Source organism: Sorangium sp. So ce131, assembly GCF_051519095.1.
GTDB lineage: Bacteria > Myxococcota_A > Polyangia > Polyangiales > Polyangiaceae > Sorangium.
Genome location: NZ_CP150455.1, coordinates 11,100,677 through 11,118,566 on the forward strand (window position 1 = coordinate 11,100,677; position 17,890 = coordinate 11,118,566).

Here is a 17,890-nt window from a genome sequence, read left to right on the forward strand (position 1 = left end):
GTGGAGGCGCTTGGCAGCGCGCGGGTTTCGGGGCAATTATTGACCATGTCCGAGTCTCCCTTCGGCAAGCGGCCCCGCGATGTTCGCCCGCCGTTGACCGCACAGGTGAAACGCGCCCGCAATGTCACACCTCCGGGCACCGGCGCGAGCAACCCGACCGGCGACGCCGCCGCCTCCAGCCTCTCGAGGCCGGCCTCGGCCCCGAGGCCGCCCGCGGGGTCGCCGCACGCCAATCCCACGCTGCAGGCGCTCACCCAGGACATGCGCTCGGAGGACGCGGCGCGCGCGCACGATGAGCGATCCGAGCTGGCCACCCGGGACGACGAGCCCCGCGATCCGCCCGGTGATGCCCCGGAGGACATGCTGGCAGGGTATAACCCCGCCTCGGACAGCGAGGACGAGGAGGCGTTCGAGCCGCCCCCGGACTCCGACGAGTTCGAGGACGAGCCGGCCCCGTTCTCGGAAAACACGCCCGATGAGGCGGCGCCCGTCCCCATCGAGGCGGTGACCTGGATCGTCGACAAGGCGATCAACAAGACTATCTGGCGGACCGACACGAGCTTCGCAAACCGCGAGAGGGTCAAGCGCGATATCCCCAGGATCGCTGGACAGCTCCACGGCGGCGGCTTCGACGACGACCCCAAGACCATGAAGAAGCAGATCGGCGGACGCTTCCCGAAGGGGCCGCTGCTCAGCGACGTCGAGTGGGTTACCTTCGAGCAGCTCTCCTCGACCCCCGAGGGCCAGCGCTGGCTCAACGCCGCCGGCATGCTCACGCTCGACGAGGTCGAGAAGTACCTGTCGGACAACGACGACGACAACCCCGAGCGGTACCGCGGCTTCCACCCGCTCCACAAGGCCAGCAAGGTCGTGCTCGCCAGCTACGTCGCGCGCAAGATGAGCGGCGGCGAGGACGGCCAGCGCTTCGAGGGCAGCCCTCCTGCCGCCGTGGCCCAGTCGATGGAGGCCAAACACGCCTCCGATCAGGAGCACAGAGACGCGCTCACCAGGGAGATCGACCGGCGCATCGCCGCAGAATGGGCAAAGACCCTCGCGCAAACCGAGCTCAACAACGCGGCGACATTCGCCATCGACCAGGGCGCCGTCCCCGATCCGAAGAAGAGCAAGAACAAGCTCTCCAAGGAGCAAGTCGTCGACAGGCACCGGCAGTCGCTCGAGGTGCTCAAGAACGTCTTCCACCTGCTGCAGGCGGGCGCCGAGATCTACGACGACAGCGCAAAGAGCCATGTCCCGCTCCAGGACGTGCCCGTCGCCAAGCTCCTCTCCCACGGCGGCCGCGTCAACGTCCAGGTCCCCAAGGGCAGCGCGCCCTACGCGCTCACCGAGTTCCTCGGCATCACCGACAAGCACGGCAACCCCACCACCGGCGTGTTCAAGCGCTCCTTCGGGACCCATCACACCGCCCTCAGCGGCGGGAAGTTCAAGGAGGAGGGCGGCCATTTCGCCGCCATCAAGTCCAAGCTCGACGACACAGAGCTCTACGGCATCAACCTCGCCGTCGGCGGCCTCGGCCTCAAGGACTTCAACGGCGACGTCATCCTCCCCGACGGCGCCCACGGACACATGTTCATCGGCTACAGGCCGCCCAAGCCGGGCAGGAAGGGCGCCCTGCAGATCGGCATCGAGACCACCGGCCCTCACGCGCCCAGCACCGTTGGCTACGTCCACAACGTGTTCTCCACCGAGAAGACCGCCAACCCCATCTCCAGCGTCGGCGGCCTCAAGCAGGACAAGATCGGCGACGAGACCACCAAGAACGCGCGCACCGTCGACCTGAGCAAGCTCGGCGACAACTGGGTAGATGCCCTCAGGCAACGCGCCGAGCAGTTCGAGCAAGACCTGGCCCTGAGGGGCAAGGACGCCCTCAACGAGCTCGTCGGACCGCGCACCCAGCCGCCCCAGGAGCTCCAGGAAGCCCAGCCCCCGGAGGACGAGCAGGCAGGGTATAACCCCATGGCGGACGACGCCGACGGGGCAGACGACCCGCTGCCGCACGCCGAGGTGGCGGAGAGCCCCTCCCCCGCGCCGACCACCACCGCCGAGAGCAGCGCCGAGGTCGAGCCGAGCCCACAGGGCCCAGGGAAGACGCTCGAGGATCGGATCAAGGCGCTCGACGAGCAGAGCCGCACGTGGTCGCACCCGGCGAGCGAGAAGGACAAGAAGGAGGCCGTCCAGCTCCTGACCGGGCTGCTCCAGCACCAGAACGTGCATCCCTCGGTCATCGGCCGGATGCGGGAGCTCATCAACAATCCTGCTTCGCTCTCGCAATCGGCCTTCACCAGCTGCGCGCTCACCAGCTTCCTGTATCCGACGCTGAAGAACGATCTCGCCACCACGTCCCACCTCGTCGCCGCCCTCTTCACGGGCAAGCGGCTCGGGAAATTCGCGAGCACCCCGGCGGCCGACTCCATCACACAGCAGGGCTCGGGCAAGGGGGCGCTCAGCGAGGACCTCGACCTCATCCGGCGGATGATGACGGGAGATGCCCCGCCAGCGCTCGGCCCCGCTCCTACCAGCCCGCTCGTCAACGGCCTCAAGACCGCCAAGGCCAAAGGCGACAGCCTGAAGAGGGAGAAAGACCGAAAGGACCTGCATCGCCACCTCCTCGACCATCTGCTCGCCCGCGGCCTCGTCGAGCTGCACGCCGCCGACGCCCTCGCGCAGCTCGGGGAGCAGACCGACGCCGCCAAGCGGCCTGGCGTCGCCGCCGAGCAAGGCGACCTGCTGGCCTCAGCGAAGCAGCTCGCGAACCTCTTCAGCTCGGCGCCCGGGGCGAACGCCAGCCTCATGGTCCACGGCTCTCCCGGGGGTTACGACGTCGCGCGCGTCAACGACGCCCTTCAAGAGACGCAGCAGGCTGGGTTTGCGGTCGCCACCGTGATCGACGGCAAGGCGCTCTGGGAAGCAGCGAAGGCGCACCAGGCGAGCTCCTCGGCGGCTCAGGATCCCGACAAGGTCGCGCGGCTCGGCGAGCCCGCATCACTCACGCCACATCATGCGCCGATCGTCGGCCCGATCATCGACCACGGCGACTCCGTCATCGTGCCGCTCCAGTCCTGGGGGCGGAGCTTCCCCGTGCGGGTCGACAAGAAGGACATGCCGAAGGTCTTCCCGGCGATCACCTACGGGACGCTCGCGGGCGGCCAGGCGCCCGCGCCAGCGCAGGCGTGGGCGAGCGACGGCTCCGGCGACGCGCTCGGCCCAGCCGACGTGCTCGCGGGAGTCAAGGAGACGTCCACCGCGCGGCCCCCCGGCGCCGAGCCGGAGGCTCCGAGCAACACCGGGGACGACGCCGACGCCGGCGACCGCACGATCGTGCAGGCCGCGTACATGACCGGCGACATGGCCATCATCTCCGCGGCGCTGCTGCTCGACCCGCAGCTCTCGGTCCAGATCGTCTGGGACGACTCCCACTATGTCCGCGCGTTCGAGGAGCGCGCGAAGCTCGAAGGTCGCCCGGTGCAGGAGCTCTACGAGCGCGCCCGAACGAGCGAAGGGGCCGAGCGGGCGCGCATGAAGAGGAACGCCGACCGCATCGAAGAGTTCTACAGGAAGGCCGGGATCGAGCCCGAGCGTATCAAGAAGGAGAAGGCGACCGGGAGCAGCGCGCGCGACCACTACAACAAAGTGCGCAGCGCCGTGTTTCCGGAGGACGGGAGCCCGCCCGACCCGGAGCTGCGCGTACCCGGTTACGCCACGAGCGTGGTCCAGAGGGCGTTCCACGCCGACCGCTACGAAGCCTCGCGGCGGCGGATCGCGGGCATGTTCGACAGGATCCCGCCGGAGCGCAAAGACGCGATCGACCGCTTCCGGGAGGAGCGGTTCGGCAACGAGGAGATCGTTCTGCTGTGGAACCGCGGGTCGAGCCGGACCCCGGGTGGCGGCAATCCCGGCCTCGATACGAATCCCAACCTGCTCGGCCAGCTCGTCGAGGCGGTAGAGCACGATCTCCACGGACGCCGGCCGGTCATCATCGGTGATGAGATCGAACCGACGATGCCGTTCGATGAGCTCGGCACGCCGGTCGCGCGCAGCCGGCAGTCCGGCCATCTGATCGAGTACTGGAAAGACGAGCACTGGAACGGTGCTGGCCTCTCGTTCGTCGAGCAGGTCTATTTCCTCGACCAGCTCCGGGAGAAGAACCGGGCGATGGCTGTGGGCATGATCAGCGGCGCGCTCGAGCTCCCAGCGCTGCTCGGGGTGCCGACCGTCTACTTCGAGCTCAGCTCGATGCGGGAGAAGGGACAGCGCTGGACCAAGATGAGCGGCCTCGGCCGGCCGTCGGGCGGCGCGGTGCCGAACCTCAACCAGATCGAGCTCAAGGCCGACATGGAGCACGGCGCGCTGCTCAAGCTGGTCTACGGGCAGCTGACCGAGTGGCTGGACGACGATCGCGGAGATCGGCCCGTCCTGTCGAGAGAGGAGACCGAAGAAGAGATCGACACGATACGCAAGCTGGTCCGCCCGGTCCTGTACGATTACGAGACATCCGCCTATCGCTCGATCGACGCGCTCGACCCGGCCGTCACGGAGCGGAAGCAGCCCGTCGCCCCGTTCCATCATGACCCGGACGATCAGGTCTTGAACGATCCAGCCCAGGATCGTGCCGAGAGCCTCGCCGAGCTCACGTGGGGGCTCGAGAAGCTGGCGGAGCTGCGTCGTACTCACCGCGCCGGGCCTGTCCCCGAGGCCCTGCGAGCTGAGCTCGAGCAGCAGGCGAGCAACGAGCTGAAGGTCTACGGCTTGCTCCAGCGAGAGCTCGACGACGTGCTCACGCTTCTGCGCACGTGGGACTCCATCGACGAGGCCGCGCGCGAGCGGGGGCAGCGCATCGACGCGTGGTCGGATGACCAGGTGGTAGCCCACCTTCAGCGGCGCCACCCGCGCGCGTCGATCGAACGCTCCGCCTCCGACGGCGCCGTCACCATGGCCGGTCGTCGGTTCACCGTCGCCGAGCTGAGACAGCGGCTGAAGGTCGATCCCGACTGGGTCCACGATCTCCTCAAACAGACGTCGGAGCGCGCGATCCTGTCCGATACGCCGCTCGAGCTCCCGGGTGAGCTCTCAGAGGAGGAGATCGAGGAGCTCGGCGAGACGACCAAGAACCCGACCGGGGTGGCGCGCCTCTCGGAGCTGCTCGGCGGGCGGGTGTTCGCCGGTCTGGTCGAGGATCTCCGCCCCTTCGAGGGAGCGCTCGGCGCGGTCATCGAGATGGTCGACGCGATCGGGCGCGATCGGGTAAAGCAGGCAGTCGATCTCGCCGGTCCTGCCGCCTTTGCCGGTGTCCTCTTCGAGCAGCGGACCAAGCTCGGCCGGCTCACGCTCTTCGTGGAGCGGCTCGTCGGGAACAAGGAGCAGATAGAGGCGCAGCAGCAGGACGACCAGTCGCTCGACGGAGCGCTCCTCCTCGACGCCCGTCTGGCGCAGACGATGAACCGCTCCGCGGTGGCCGGCCGCGATCCGAACGCCCGTGCGCTCCAGAGCTCCCCGCGCCGACCTGGAGAGAAGTCACAGACTGTCCAGCTCCAGAGGCTGCGCGCGCCAAAGGGAAGCACGCGTCCGCGGGAGGTGCGGGCGACCACCCTCGGTTACGGCCGCGTCAACGGCCCCGGTGCAGCGCTGCTGTTCGGCCTGGATGCGGAGCGCGATCTCGACCGCAAGCTGGGCGAGATCGCGAGGAACAAGGCGGAGGATGAGCGGACGAGCGACGATCTCTTCCGCATCCAGGTCGCGGACCTCATCGACAAGCTCGACCGCCAGGAGAACCGAGGTCCCGCGCCCGCGACAGGAAGGAGCACCGATGTCCCTGTCCTGCCGGTGACCGCGGAGGACCGCAAGAGCCCGGAGTACACCGCCATCCTCGACGCCGTGTACGGCCTCAAGATGAGGAACGCGCGGCGGACCGACCTGGCCGAGCTCGCCGATGTCTTCTTCGCCGCGCAGAAGACCGGCTCGACGCCCGTGCTCGCGACCGGATCGAGCGCGCTGCTGGACGCCCTGGGCACGCACGTGGGGCGCGATATGAAGGAGCGCGACCGCGGCAAGAGCTACGCGAGCTTCTTCGAGCCGGACGGCCTCACCGTCACGCTGGGGAACGGGACGGTGAAGGTCGTGCCGGTCGAGGCGGCGAAGCTGCCGCGAGAGCTGCCCGAGACGGCGATGGTACGCCTGGCCGAGACGTGGCAGGCCCCCGAGGGCGGGCAGAAGCTCTATGCGGGCATGAAGCTGCAGTACCGGCGGCGCGGCTCCGGCGAGCAGCTCAAGCCGGCCTCGCTGGTGGGCTATACCACGCAAGACGAGCGGCTCAGGGTGCAGACCCGCCCTGACACGAGCACGGTGGAGGAGCTCTCGTTCGACGAGCACGACATCATCATCGACGAGAGCCAGCCCGGGCCGCCCCCGATGAACGGCGTTCCGGTGGAGGAGGTGCAGGAGATGTTCGGCGATCCGAGCATCGGCGAGCGCCTCGAGAAGCTGCTCGATTTCAAGCTTGCGCCCGAGATCCCCGGGATCGCGCGCATCCCCGTCCGCAAGTACGTCGACATGATCGAGGGGCAGGGCTTCATCGCCACCATCGTGGGCGGCGCGGTGCGCGACGTCGTGGGCGGGCTCAAGGACCCGACCGACATCGACCTGTCGACGACCATGCCAGCCATGGACGTCTTCTCGGCGATGCACTACCAGAAGCTCGGCGACAAGCGGCGCGATGGCGGCCTGCCCGAGGCGAGCGTGCTGCCGTACTGGGGCCTCGCGCAGATCGAGCGGCAGGTGGACTCCGGGCTCGACGTCGCGAGCCGGCACGGACCGGAGCACGGCACGAGCTCGTTCGATCTCGCGGAGGACGTGGGCTCTCGCGACTTCACGATCAACGCTCTTTACTACGACCCCAAGAAAAAGCAGGTGCTCGATCCCACCGGGCGGGGTCTCCAGGATCTGAAGGACTGGAAGCTCCGCTGGACGAGCGGCAGCGGCGAGGCGCTGGAGGCGCATCTCAGGCACGATCCAACGCAGATCCGCCGGTGGATCAAGTTCCGGATGAAGAAGTACAAGGACAAGGAGGGGAAAGAGCGTCACCTCGAGCCGGCCAATCCGGGTGACACCGCCATCATCAACAAGGTGCTCCAGGACCTCCTCCAGGAGGACCAGATCACGCCGGAGGAGGTTTCTTACATCCTCGACGGCATGGGGGCCAGCCCCGCCGAGGTGCTCGACAAGGTCGATCACATCGGGATTGATCGGAGAGCGCTCGAGCAGTTGTTCAGCATCCCGCAGCGCCACGCGTCGCGCTCCGCGCCTTCCGCCGCGCCCCGATCGCCCGAGACCTCCGGCGCGGCGCCTCCGCCCGAGGCCGCTGCGGCGGACGTCCCCGCAGCGCGCAACCCTCGTGCCCTGGAGGAGGAGCTGGCAGGGTATAACCCCGCCTCGGACAGCGAGGACGAGGAGGTGTTCGAGCCGCCCCCGGACTCCGACGAGTTCGAGGACGAGCCGGCCCCGTTCTCGGAAAACACGCCCGATGAGGCGGCGCCCGTCCCCATCGAGGCGGTGACCTGGATCGTCGACAAGGCGATCAACAAGACCCTCTGGCGGACCGACACGAGCTTCGCAAACCGCGAGAGGGTCAAGCGCGATATCCCCAGGATCGCTGGACAGCTCCACGGCGGCGGCTTCGACGACGACCCCAAGACCATGAAGAAGCAGATCGGCGGACGCTTCCCGAAGGGGCCGCTGCTCAGCGACGTCGAGTGGGTTACCTTCGAGCAGCTCTCCTCGACCCCCGAGGGCCAGCGCTGGCTCAACGCCGCCGGCATGCTCACGCTCGACGAGGTCGAGAAGTACCTGTCGGACAACGACGACGACAACCCCGAGCGGTACCGCGGCTTCCACCCGCTCCACAAGGCGAGCAAGGTCGTGCTCGCCAGCTACGTCGCGCGCAAGATGAGCGGCGGCGAGGAAGGCCAGCGCTTCGAGGGCAGCCCTCCTGCCGCCGTGGCCCAGTCGATGGAGGCCAAACACGCCTCCGATCAGGAGCACAGAGACGCCCTCACCAGGGAGATCGACCGGCGCATCGCCGCAGAATGGGCAAAGACCCTCGCGCAAACCGAGCTCAACAACGCGGCGACATTCGCCATCGACCAGGGCGCCGTCCCCGACCCGAAGAAGAGCAAGAACAAGCTCTCCAAGGAGCAGGTCGTCGACAGGCACCGGCAGTCGCTCGAGGTGCTCAAGAACGTCTTCCACCTGCTGCAGGCGGGCGCCGAGATCTACGACGACAGCGCAAAGAGCCATGTCCCGCTCCAGGACGTGCCCGTCGCCAAGCTCCTCTCCCACGGCGGCCGCGTCAACGTCCAGGTCCCCAAGGGCAGCGCGCCCTACGCGCTCACCGAGTTCCTCGGCATCACCGACAAGCACGGCAACCCCACCACCGGCGTGTTCAAGCGCTCCTTCGGGACCCATCACACCGCCCTCAGCGGCGGGAAGTTCAAGGAGGAGGGCGGCCATTTCGCCGCCATCAAGTCCAAGCTCGACGACACAGAGCTCTACGGCATCAACCTCGCCGTCGGCGGCCTCGGCCTCAAGGACTTCAACGGCGACGTCATCCTCCCCGACGGCGCCCACGGACACATGTTCATCGGCTACAGGCCGCCCAAGCCGGGCAGGAAGGGCGCCCTGCAGATCGGCATCGAGACCACCGGCCCTCACGCGCCGAGCACCGTTGGCTACGTCCACAACGTGTTCTCCACCGAGAAGACCGCCAACCCCATCTCCAGCGTCGGCGGCCTCAAGCAGGACAAGATCGGCGACGAGACCACCAAGAACGCGCGCACCGTCGACCTGAGCAAGCTCGGCGACAACTGGGTAGATGCCCTCAGGCAACGCGCCGAGCAGTTCGAGCAAGACCTGGCCCTGAGGGGCAAGGACGCCCTCAACGAGCTCGTCGGACCGCGCACCCAGCCGCCGCAGGAGCTCCAGGGAGCCCAGCCCCCGGAGGACGAGCAGGCAGGGTATAACCCCATGGCGGACGACGCCGACGGGGCAGACGACCCGCTGCCGCACGCCGAGGTGGCGGAGAGCCCCTCCCCCGCGCCGACCACCACCGCCGAGAGCAGCGCCGAGGTCGAGCCGAGCCCACAGGGCCCAGGGAAGACGCTCGATGCTCTGCTCGACGCGCTCGATGAGCAGAGCCGTACGTGGTCGCACCCGGCGAGCGAAAAGGAAAAGAAGAAGGCCGTCCAGCTCCTGACCGAGCTGCTCCAGCGCCAGAACGTGAAGCCCTCGGTCATCGACCGGATGCGGGAGCTCATCAACAATCCCGCCTCGCTCTCGCAGTCGGCCTTCACCAACTGCGGGCTCAACAGCTTCCTCTATCCGACGCTGAAGAACGATCTCGCCACCACCTCCCACCTGGTCGCCGCCCTCTTCACGGGCAAGCGGCTCGGGAAGCTCGCGAGCTCCCCGGGGGACGGCTCCCTCGCACAGCAAGGCTCGGGCAAGGGGACGCTCAGCGACGGGTTGAACCTCATCCGGCGCGTGATGACAGGAGATGCCCCGCCAGCGCTCGGCCCGGCTCCTACCGCCCCTCTCGTCAACGGTCTCCGCACCGCCAAGGCGAAGGGCGGCAACCTGAAGAGGGAGAACGACCGAAAGGACCTGGATCGCTACCTCCTCGACCATCTGCTCGCCCGCGGCTTCGTCGAGCTGCTCGCGCCCGACACCCTCGCCGCGCTCGAGCAGCAGACCGACGCCGCCAAGCGGCCTGGCGTCGCCGCCAAGCAAGGCGACCTGCTGACCTCGGCGAGGCAGATCGCAGACCTCTTCAGCTCGGCGCCCGGGGCGCGCGCCAGCCTCATGGCCCACGGCTCTCCGGGAGGTTACGACGTCACGCGCGTCAACGAGGCCCTTCAGAAGACGGAGCAGGGTGGCTTTGCGATCGCCACCGTGACGGACGGCAAGGCGCTCTGGGACGCAGCGAAGGCGCATCAGGCCGGCGCCACCGCGCCGCAGGGGCCCGGCAAGGTCGCCCGGCTCGGCGAGCCCGCCGCGGTCAGGCCACACCATGCCCCGATCGACGGCCCGATCACCGACCTCGGCGACTCCGTCATCGTCCCGCTCCAGTCCTGGGGGCGCACCTTCCCCGTGCGCGTCGACAAGAAGGACATTCCGAACGTCTTCGCCGCGATCACCTACGGGACCTCTCTCCCGCCACAAACGCCGGCCCTCGGCGCATCCGCCCAGCAGCAAGCGACGGCGCCCCGCGCATCGGGCGGGCCGTCCGGGACCGCGACAGCTGCCAGTAGCCCGGCCGACCTGCTCGCCGGAGCCCGCTCGAACAACCAGTCCGAGAGGCTCATGGCGCTCGAGGCGGGCGTCGATATCGGAATCGTCCAGCTGACGCCGTCGGGGCTGGACGACACCCTGGTGGAGCTCGTCCCGGAGGAGCGCTGGGCCGAGGTCACGCAGCTCATCGTCGATACGATAGACGCGCAGCTCATCCCTGGCCTCGCGTTCCTGATGTCCCTCTCGCCCAAGGCCGCGGCGCGGCTGGCCGAGGAGCTCGTCGACAAGTGGCTGAGGTTCAACGCGGATCTGCTCAAGCGCGACGCCGACGAGGTGAGGGAGCAGCTCGGCGAGTACGCGCAGGGCATCCTGGCGAACTTCGAGCGCGACCAGGAGAGCTGGGCGTTCCGCGAGGGCGCGCCGGAGCCGGAACCGCGCGGCCAGGAGAGCGCCGAGGCGGCGCCGCCACCGGCGCCGGAATCGGAGTCGGAATCGGAGTCGGATGCGGAGTCGGAATCGGAGCCGGATGCAGAACCGGAAGCGGAGACCGAGGGCAGCGCTCAAGCGTCGTCGACGGCGAGCAGCGAGCACGGCGACGACGGCTCGGCGCCCGACGGCGGGGGCGACTTCTTCTTCGGCGCGTTCGGCGAAGACTTCATCGTCCAGTCCTCGCAGCAGGATACCGCCAACGCCCTCGACGGCGACGGCATCCCCAACTGGGTCGCACACTACACGCACCTGATAGCGAAGCTCCGCGATAAGAAAAAGGCAGAGGGCCAGGCCCCCGCGGGGACCTCCAAGCTCCTGACACCGAACAACGAGAGCGTCGTGCGCTTCGCGAGGACGCTCGACCACGCGCTCGCTCCAGCGCCGACGGGCTTCACGGCGGCCACCACGAAGAAGCTGCTGACCTCGCTCTCGAAGGCCCTCGACGACTACAAGGGACGGCGCAAGCGCGCCTTCGACTTCGCGGACGCGCTCGGGGCGCTCGAACCGCTCAGGAACGCAGGGATCGACGTCGCGGCGCTGCGGAGCCCGCCGCCCGCCGGGGTGCGCGCCGAGCTGACGCCGACCGAGGTGCTCGCGAGGGCCGAGAAGAGCTTGTGGATCACGAGCACCGAGAGGAAAGCCGTCTCCCGCCTGATCGGCGAGCGCGCCTTCGCCGGGATGCTCGCGGGCGCCATCGCCAAGGGCAGGCCCGGGCTCATCCGCGTCTTCGTCGACCACCTGCTCGACAGCGAAAAGCGCCTGGAGAACCAGCTCGCGCTGTCACCGCCGCTCACCTCGCGCTCGCTGGTGGTCGACAGCAACCTCGTCGAGGTGCTGCTCAAGACCAAAGCTCAGCTCTCGGCGAGCGATCGGCACATCCGCGAGCGGATCGAGGCGCTGATCCGGGATCACGACATCCAGGACCTGCGCGTCGCCAACACCAGCATCGGCGAGACGTACGAGAGCGGGGATGTCGTCGGGACCCGCGTGAACCTCGGCGGCCGGTCGCTCCCCTGGTACCGTATCCCGCTCGATCCGAGCGCCCAGAACCGGAAGGGCGAGTATGACGACGGGTACGTAGAGCTCACGAAGATGTCGGTCGGCGAGGTCAAGGGCAGCGCCGATCGCAGCATCGTCGCGGACGCCTTCTTCTCCAAGCGCGACAACGGCGCCGTACCCCACTTCGCCACGAAGGACCTCCACGTTACCCGGCCGCTGCTGAACCTCGCCGGGATCAACCCGAAGGAGCGCACGGAGGCGACGCTGACGGAGTTCGTGATCGGCAGGGCCGGTCAGGCCAGCTTCAGCCCGAGCCTGAAGGGCCGCAAGATCGTCGCGCACGTGCTCGAAGCACCGGCGCCGACGATCCAGACCGCCGACGCGCCGCCTCACGACAACGCCCCGGTCGGCGACGAGCACCCCATCGCCGCTCTGCTCAACAGGCCTGTCGGCAGCACGCATCGCGTTCGCGACGTGATGATGTTCTTCAAGGACCAGGGCGCGACGGTCCACATCGTCGGCGGCGCAGTGCGCGATCACCTGCTCGGCAAGGAGCCGAGAGACATCGACCTGAAGGTCAAGATGCCGCTGGAGGAGCTCGAGGAGGCGCTGCGCAGCAATCCCTCGTTCAAGGGCCTCAACATGTACGTGGTCCCCGAGCAGAACCTCATCCAGCTCGGCATGTACCCGAACGTGATCGACATCAGCAGCTCCGACGGGATCGACCGGTCGGACGAGGAGCACATCCTCGCGGACGCGCTCAAACGCGACTTCCGCATGAATGCGCTCTTCCGGGATGCGGACGGCAATCTCGTGGACCCGCTCGGCGGGGAGGAGGACGTGCGCGCCCGCAGGCTGCGCTTCGTCGCCGATCCAGGCCCCTCCGCGCCGCCCGAGGCTCGCAGGGAAGCGGTGATCGAGTACCTCCGCGGCGAGCCGCGGGGGCTCGGCCGCGCGCTCAGGTTCTACCAGCGCGGCTACACGATGGAGCGCGAGATCCTCCACGCCGTGCGCGACGCCGCGAAGGAGATCCTGTCCGGGATGAAGGGCCCCGGCGCGCCGCTCATCGAGAAGAACCTGTTCTTCCACAAGACCGGGGTCACCTCGCCGGAGCAGCTCATCGGGCTGATGCTGGGCCTCGACATCCCCCGCGAAGCCATCCGCGAGCTCATGCCCGACGACGTCGCCGGGCAGCTCGACGACGACACCAGCGTGTACAACCGCGACGTCGTGCCGCGCTGGCGCGATACCCCCGCCGAGGAGGGCGAGTACCAGCTGTCCGTGCCGGAGGTGAAGATCGACGTCGCCACCGGGCGCCTCTACCAGTACCGCTTCCACGCCCTTTCGCCTCGGCCGGAGGGAGACCCCGAGCACGTCCTCATCGACGTGGACCTGAGCAACCACAACCAGGCGGGCCACGCAAAGCCGCACTACCACGTCTACCGCTGGCGCAGCAGCGACGGCCGGTCCTTCTGGGACAAGAAGAACAACGGCTTCTCGGACACCGGCCAGCCGGGCCTCCCGAGCATCAGCAGCGGCGAGTACCGCGGTCCCACGCCCTGGCGGTTCGACGAGGGGCTCGACAGCGACAGCGACGACTTCCTCGATGTCGCCCGCCAGCGCATCAAGGACGCAGGTGTCGAGCTCAAGGAGGCGGGCGGCGTCCTGGATCTGGGCGGCCAGGTGAAGCTGCACCCCGAGCGGCTGCGCGAGCTGCACCGCAGCGGGCAGTTCAACAAGCTGCTCATGCTGGTCAAGAACCTGTCGGACGGGATGGCCTGGTCGCCTCACGACCAGGCGACGCTCGACCTGTCCGGGTCGCACCGCTCCCAGCAGCGGCTGCGCTTCAAGGCGCAGCTCGACGAGGTCGTGCCCTTCCTCGAGAGCGCTGGCATCGAGGACGTCACCTCGCGCTCGATCTTCGCGGAAGGTGGCGAGATGAAGCGCGACGCGCTCCTCCGCCTGTACGACCTGGCCAGCGGCGGCATCGACGAGGCGCTGCGCAAGCCGGCGGCCGAGTACGCGCTCCTCGCGCCGCTCGCCAACGCCGACGCGTTCGTCGAGCGCTTCGAGTTCTATGTGGCCGCGGCGCGGAAGAGCCCCGGCGGCGTCGTCGATGTGACGAGGCTGGAGCAGCGGTGGAACGAGGCGCGGGGCGCCGTGCGGGACGCCGGCGTCGTGACCGGCGCCAGCCTGAACGTCGATGATCTCGATGACCGCGATCGTCTCGTGGCCTCGCTCAGGCAAAACGTCGATCAGCTCGGCTTCAGGTCGCCGAGCGCCGCCGCCTACCACGTGGCCAAGCACCAGGGCGAGTTCACGTCTCCCGGAGCAGGCGACCACGACGTGAGGGCGAGCGTCACCCGGTACGTGGCGGCCGCGCGCGCCGCGATCCGCGACGCCCTCGATCCCCAAAACGCAGCCAGGGACGTCATCATCACGACGGACGAGAGCGGCGCGAAGGACGTGGTGCTCTGGGCTGAGTCGACCAAGGTGGTGGTCCGGGTAGAGCCTGACGGGCGCGCTCACCTCATCACGAGCTTCGTGAAGGGCAGCGGCAACGCCGTCCCGACCGACACGAGCGCTGTCGAGACCGGGAATGAGGACCTTGCCGGCAAGCCCGACGGCTACCGGCCTCAGGACGATCCGTCGGACGAGCTCTTCGGCCCGCTCACGCAGCGGCCGCAAGCGCTCCAGGGCACCCAGCAATCGCCCGTTGATGCCCCGGAGGAAAAACTGGCAGGGTATAACCCCGCCTCGGACAGCGACGACGAGGAGGTGTTCGAGCCGCCCCCGGACTCCGACGAGTTCGAGGACGAGCCGGCCCCGTTCTCGGAAAACACGCCCGATGAGGCGGCGCCCGTCCCCATCGAGGCGGTGACCTGGATCGTCGACAAGGCGATCAACAAGACCCTCTGGCGGACCGACACGAGCTTCGCGAACCGCGAGAGGGTCAAGCGCGATATCCCCAGGATCGCTGGACAGCTCCACGGCGGCGGCTTCGACGACGACCCCAAGACCATGAAGAAGCAGATCGGCGGACGCTTCCCGAAGGGGCCGCTGCTCAGCGACGTCGAGTGGGTTACCTTCGAGCAGCTCTCCTCGACCCCCGAGGGCCAGCGCTGGCTCAACGCCGCCGGCATGCTCACGCTCGACGAGGTCGAGAAGTACCTGTCGGACAACGACGACGACAACCCCGAACGGTACCGCGGCTTCCACCCGCTCCACAAGGCCAGCAAGGTCGTGCTCGCCAGCTACGTCGCGCGCAAGATGAGCGGCGGCGAGGAAGGCCAGCGCTTCGAGGGCAGCCCTCCTGCCGCCGTGGCCCAGTCGATGGAGGCCAAACACGCCTCCGATCAGGAGCACAGAGACGCCCTCACCAGGGAGATCGACCGGCGCATCGCCGCAGAATGGGCAAAGACCCTCGCGCAAACCGAGCTCAACAACGCGGCGACATTCGCCATCGACCAGGGCGCCGTCCCCGACCCGAAGAAGAGCAAGAACAAGCTCTCCAAGGAGCAGGTCATCGACAGGCACCGGCAGTCGCTCGAGGTGCTCAAGAACGTCTTCCACCTGCTGCAGGCGGGCGCCGAGATCTACGACGACAGCGCAAAGAGCCATGTCCCGCTCCAGGACGTGCCCGTCGCCAAGCTCCTCTCCCACGGCGGCCGCGTCAACGTCCAGGTCCCCAAGGGCAGCGCGCCCTACGCGCTCACCGAGTTCCTCGGCATCACCGACAAGCACGGCAACCCCACCACCGGCGTGTTCAAGCGCTCCTTCGGGACCCATCACACCGCCCTCAGCGGCGGGAAGTTCAAGGAGGAGGGCGGCCATTTTGCCGCCATCAAGTCCAAGCTCGACGACACAGAGCTCTACGGAATCAACCTCGCCGTCGGCGGCCTCGGCCTCAAGGACTTCAACGGCGACGTCATCCTCCCCGACGGCGCCCACGGACACATGTTCATCGGCTACAGGCCGCCCAAGCCGGGCAGGAAGGGCGCCCTGCAGATCGGCATCGAGACCACCGGCCCTCACGCGCCGAGCACCGTTGGCTACGTCCACAACGTGTTCTCCACCGAGAAGACCGCCAACCCCATCTCCAGCGTCGGCGGCCTCAAGCAGGACAAGATCGGCGACGAGACCACCAAGAACGCGCGCACCGTCGACCTGAGCAAGCTCGGCGACAACTGGGTAGATGCCCTCAGGCAACGCGCCGAGCAGTTCGAGCAAGACCTGGCCCTGAGGGGCAAGGACGCGCTCAACGAGCTCGTCGGACCGCGCACCCAGCCGCCGCAAGAGCTCCAGGACACCCGGTCACCGGAGGACATGGGGGCAGGGTATAACCCCGCCGCGGACGACGACGATTGGACAGCTGCCCCGCCGCCGCAGCAAGCCGGGATGACGGAGAGCCCTTCCGAGCAACCGGCGCAGGCCGGGGCGAGCCCACAGGCTCAAGGGAAGACGCTCGATGAACTCATCGACGAGCTCGATGAGAAGAGCCGCACGTGGTCACACCCGACGAGCGAGAAGGACAAGGAAGAGGCCATCCAGCTCCTGACCGGGCTGCTCCAGCACCAGAACGTGCGGCCCTCGGTCATCGACCGGATGCGTGAGCTCATCAAGAACCCCGCCTCGCTCTCGCAATCGGCCTTCACCAACTGCGCGATCACCAGCTTCCTTTATCCGACGCTGAAGAACGATCTCGCCACCACCTCTCACCTGGTCGCCACGCTCTTCACGGGCAAGCCGCTCGGCCAGTTCGCGAGCTCCCCGAAGGACGACCACCTCGCACAGCAAGGCTCGGCCAAGGCCACGCTCAGCGACGACCTCGACCTCATCCGGCGGGTGATGACGGGAGATGCCCCGCCAGCGCTCGGACCGGCGCCCACAAGGCCCCTCATCAACGGCCTCAAGACCGCCAAGGCCAAAGACGACAGCCTGACGAAGAACAAAGTCCGAAAGGATCTGGATCGCCACCTGCTCGACCACCTGCTCGCCCGCGGCTTCGTCGAGCTGCACGCCCCCGACACCCTCGCCAAGCTCGAGCAGCAGACCGACGACGCCAATTGGCCTGGCGTCGACACGAAGCAAGGCGACCTGCTGGCCTCGGCGAAGCAGGTCGCGAGCCTCTTCAGCTCCGCGCCCGGAGCGAACGCCAGCGTCATGCTCCCCAGCTCGCCCGGGGGTCACGACGTCACGCGCGTCAACGACGCCCTTCGGCAGACCGCGCAGGGTGGCTTTGCGGTCGCCACTGTGATCGACGGCAAGGCGCTCTGGGAAGCAGCGAAGGCGCATGACGCCAGCTCCACCACGCCTCAGGATCCCGCCAAGGTCGCCCAGCTCGGCGCGCCGGCCACCGTCACCCCACACCACGCCCCCATCGACGGCCCCATCACCGACCTCGGCGACTCCGTCGTCGTGCCGCTCCAGTCCTGGGGGCGCTCCTTCCCCATACGCGTCGACAAGAAGGACATTCCGAAGGTCTTCGCCGCCATCACCCACGGCACCTCTCTCCCGCCGCAAACCCCGGCACTCGGCGCCTCCGCCCAGCAGCAGGCGCCCCTCACCTCGGGCGGGCCGTCCGGGACCTCGGAAGACGCCGAGGACGCGGCCGACCTGCTCGCCGGCGCTCCCGCGAGCAGAGATCGGGGGCTCCAGCCCCAGCAGGCGCCGCAGATCGGCGTGCAGACCTTCCAGAATCCCGGGGAGTGGCGCCGGTACGACAGGGATGTCCGCAACTGGCTTCGTGACACCTTCGCGCTCTCTCCGAGAGACGCAGGCGATCTGATACGCACGGTCTCCCCGGAGGCCGCGCGCCTGCTGCTCCAGCTGCACGGCCACCCGCAGAGAGGTCGACTGCGGCTCCGCCCGATGGATCGCTTCAGGATCAGGAATCCGCAGTTCCTGCGAGAGCAGCTCCAGGGGCTCAACGCGCCCGGGACGACGCCCACCGCCGTCGTCCGCACGCGCCGTGGGTCTTCGCCTTCGCCGACGCGAGGCGGCGCCATCATCGTTGACCAGGCTGATAGGGCGCCGCGAACGCTCGATCCCGCAGCCGTCCAGCTCACGTCGTCAGGGCTGTACGAGACCCTCGTCAACCACGTCC

Annotated in this window: 1 protein-coding gene (only partly in view); it reads left to right on the top strand. The window is 68.5% G+C overall.

What is annotated here, in order from left to right; translation table 11 throughout:
• On the top strand, positions 1 to 17,890 hold the 5' end (the start) of the coding sequence (locus tag WMF43_RS40415; protein ID WP_437673218.1) for a hypothetical protein. 34,757 nt of this gene lie beyond the right edge of the window; 17,890 of the gene's 52,647 nt are visible here — the first part of the coding sequence; its start codon is at positions 1 to 3; its stop codon lies beyond the right edge, outside the window.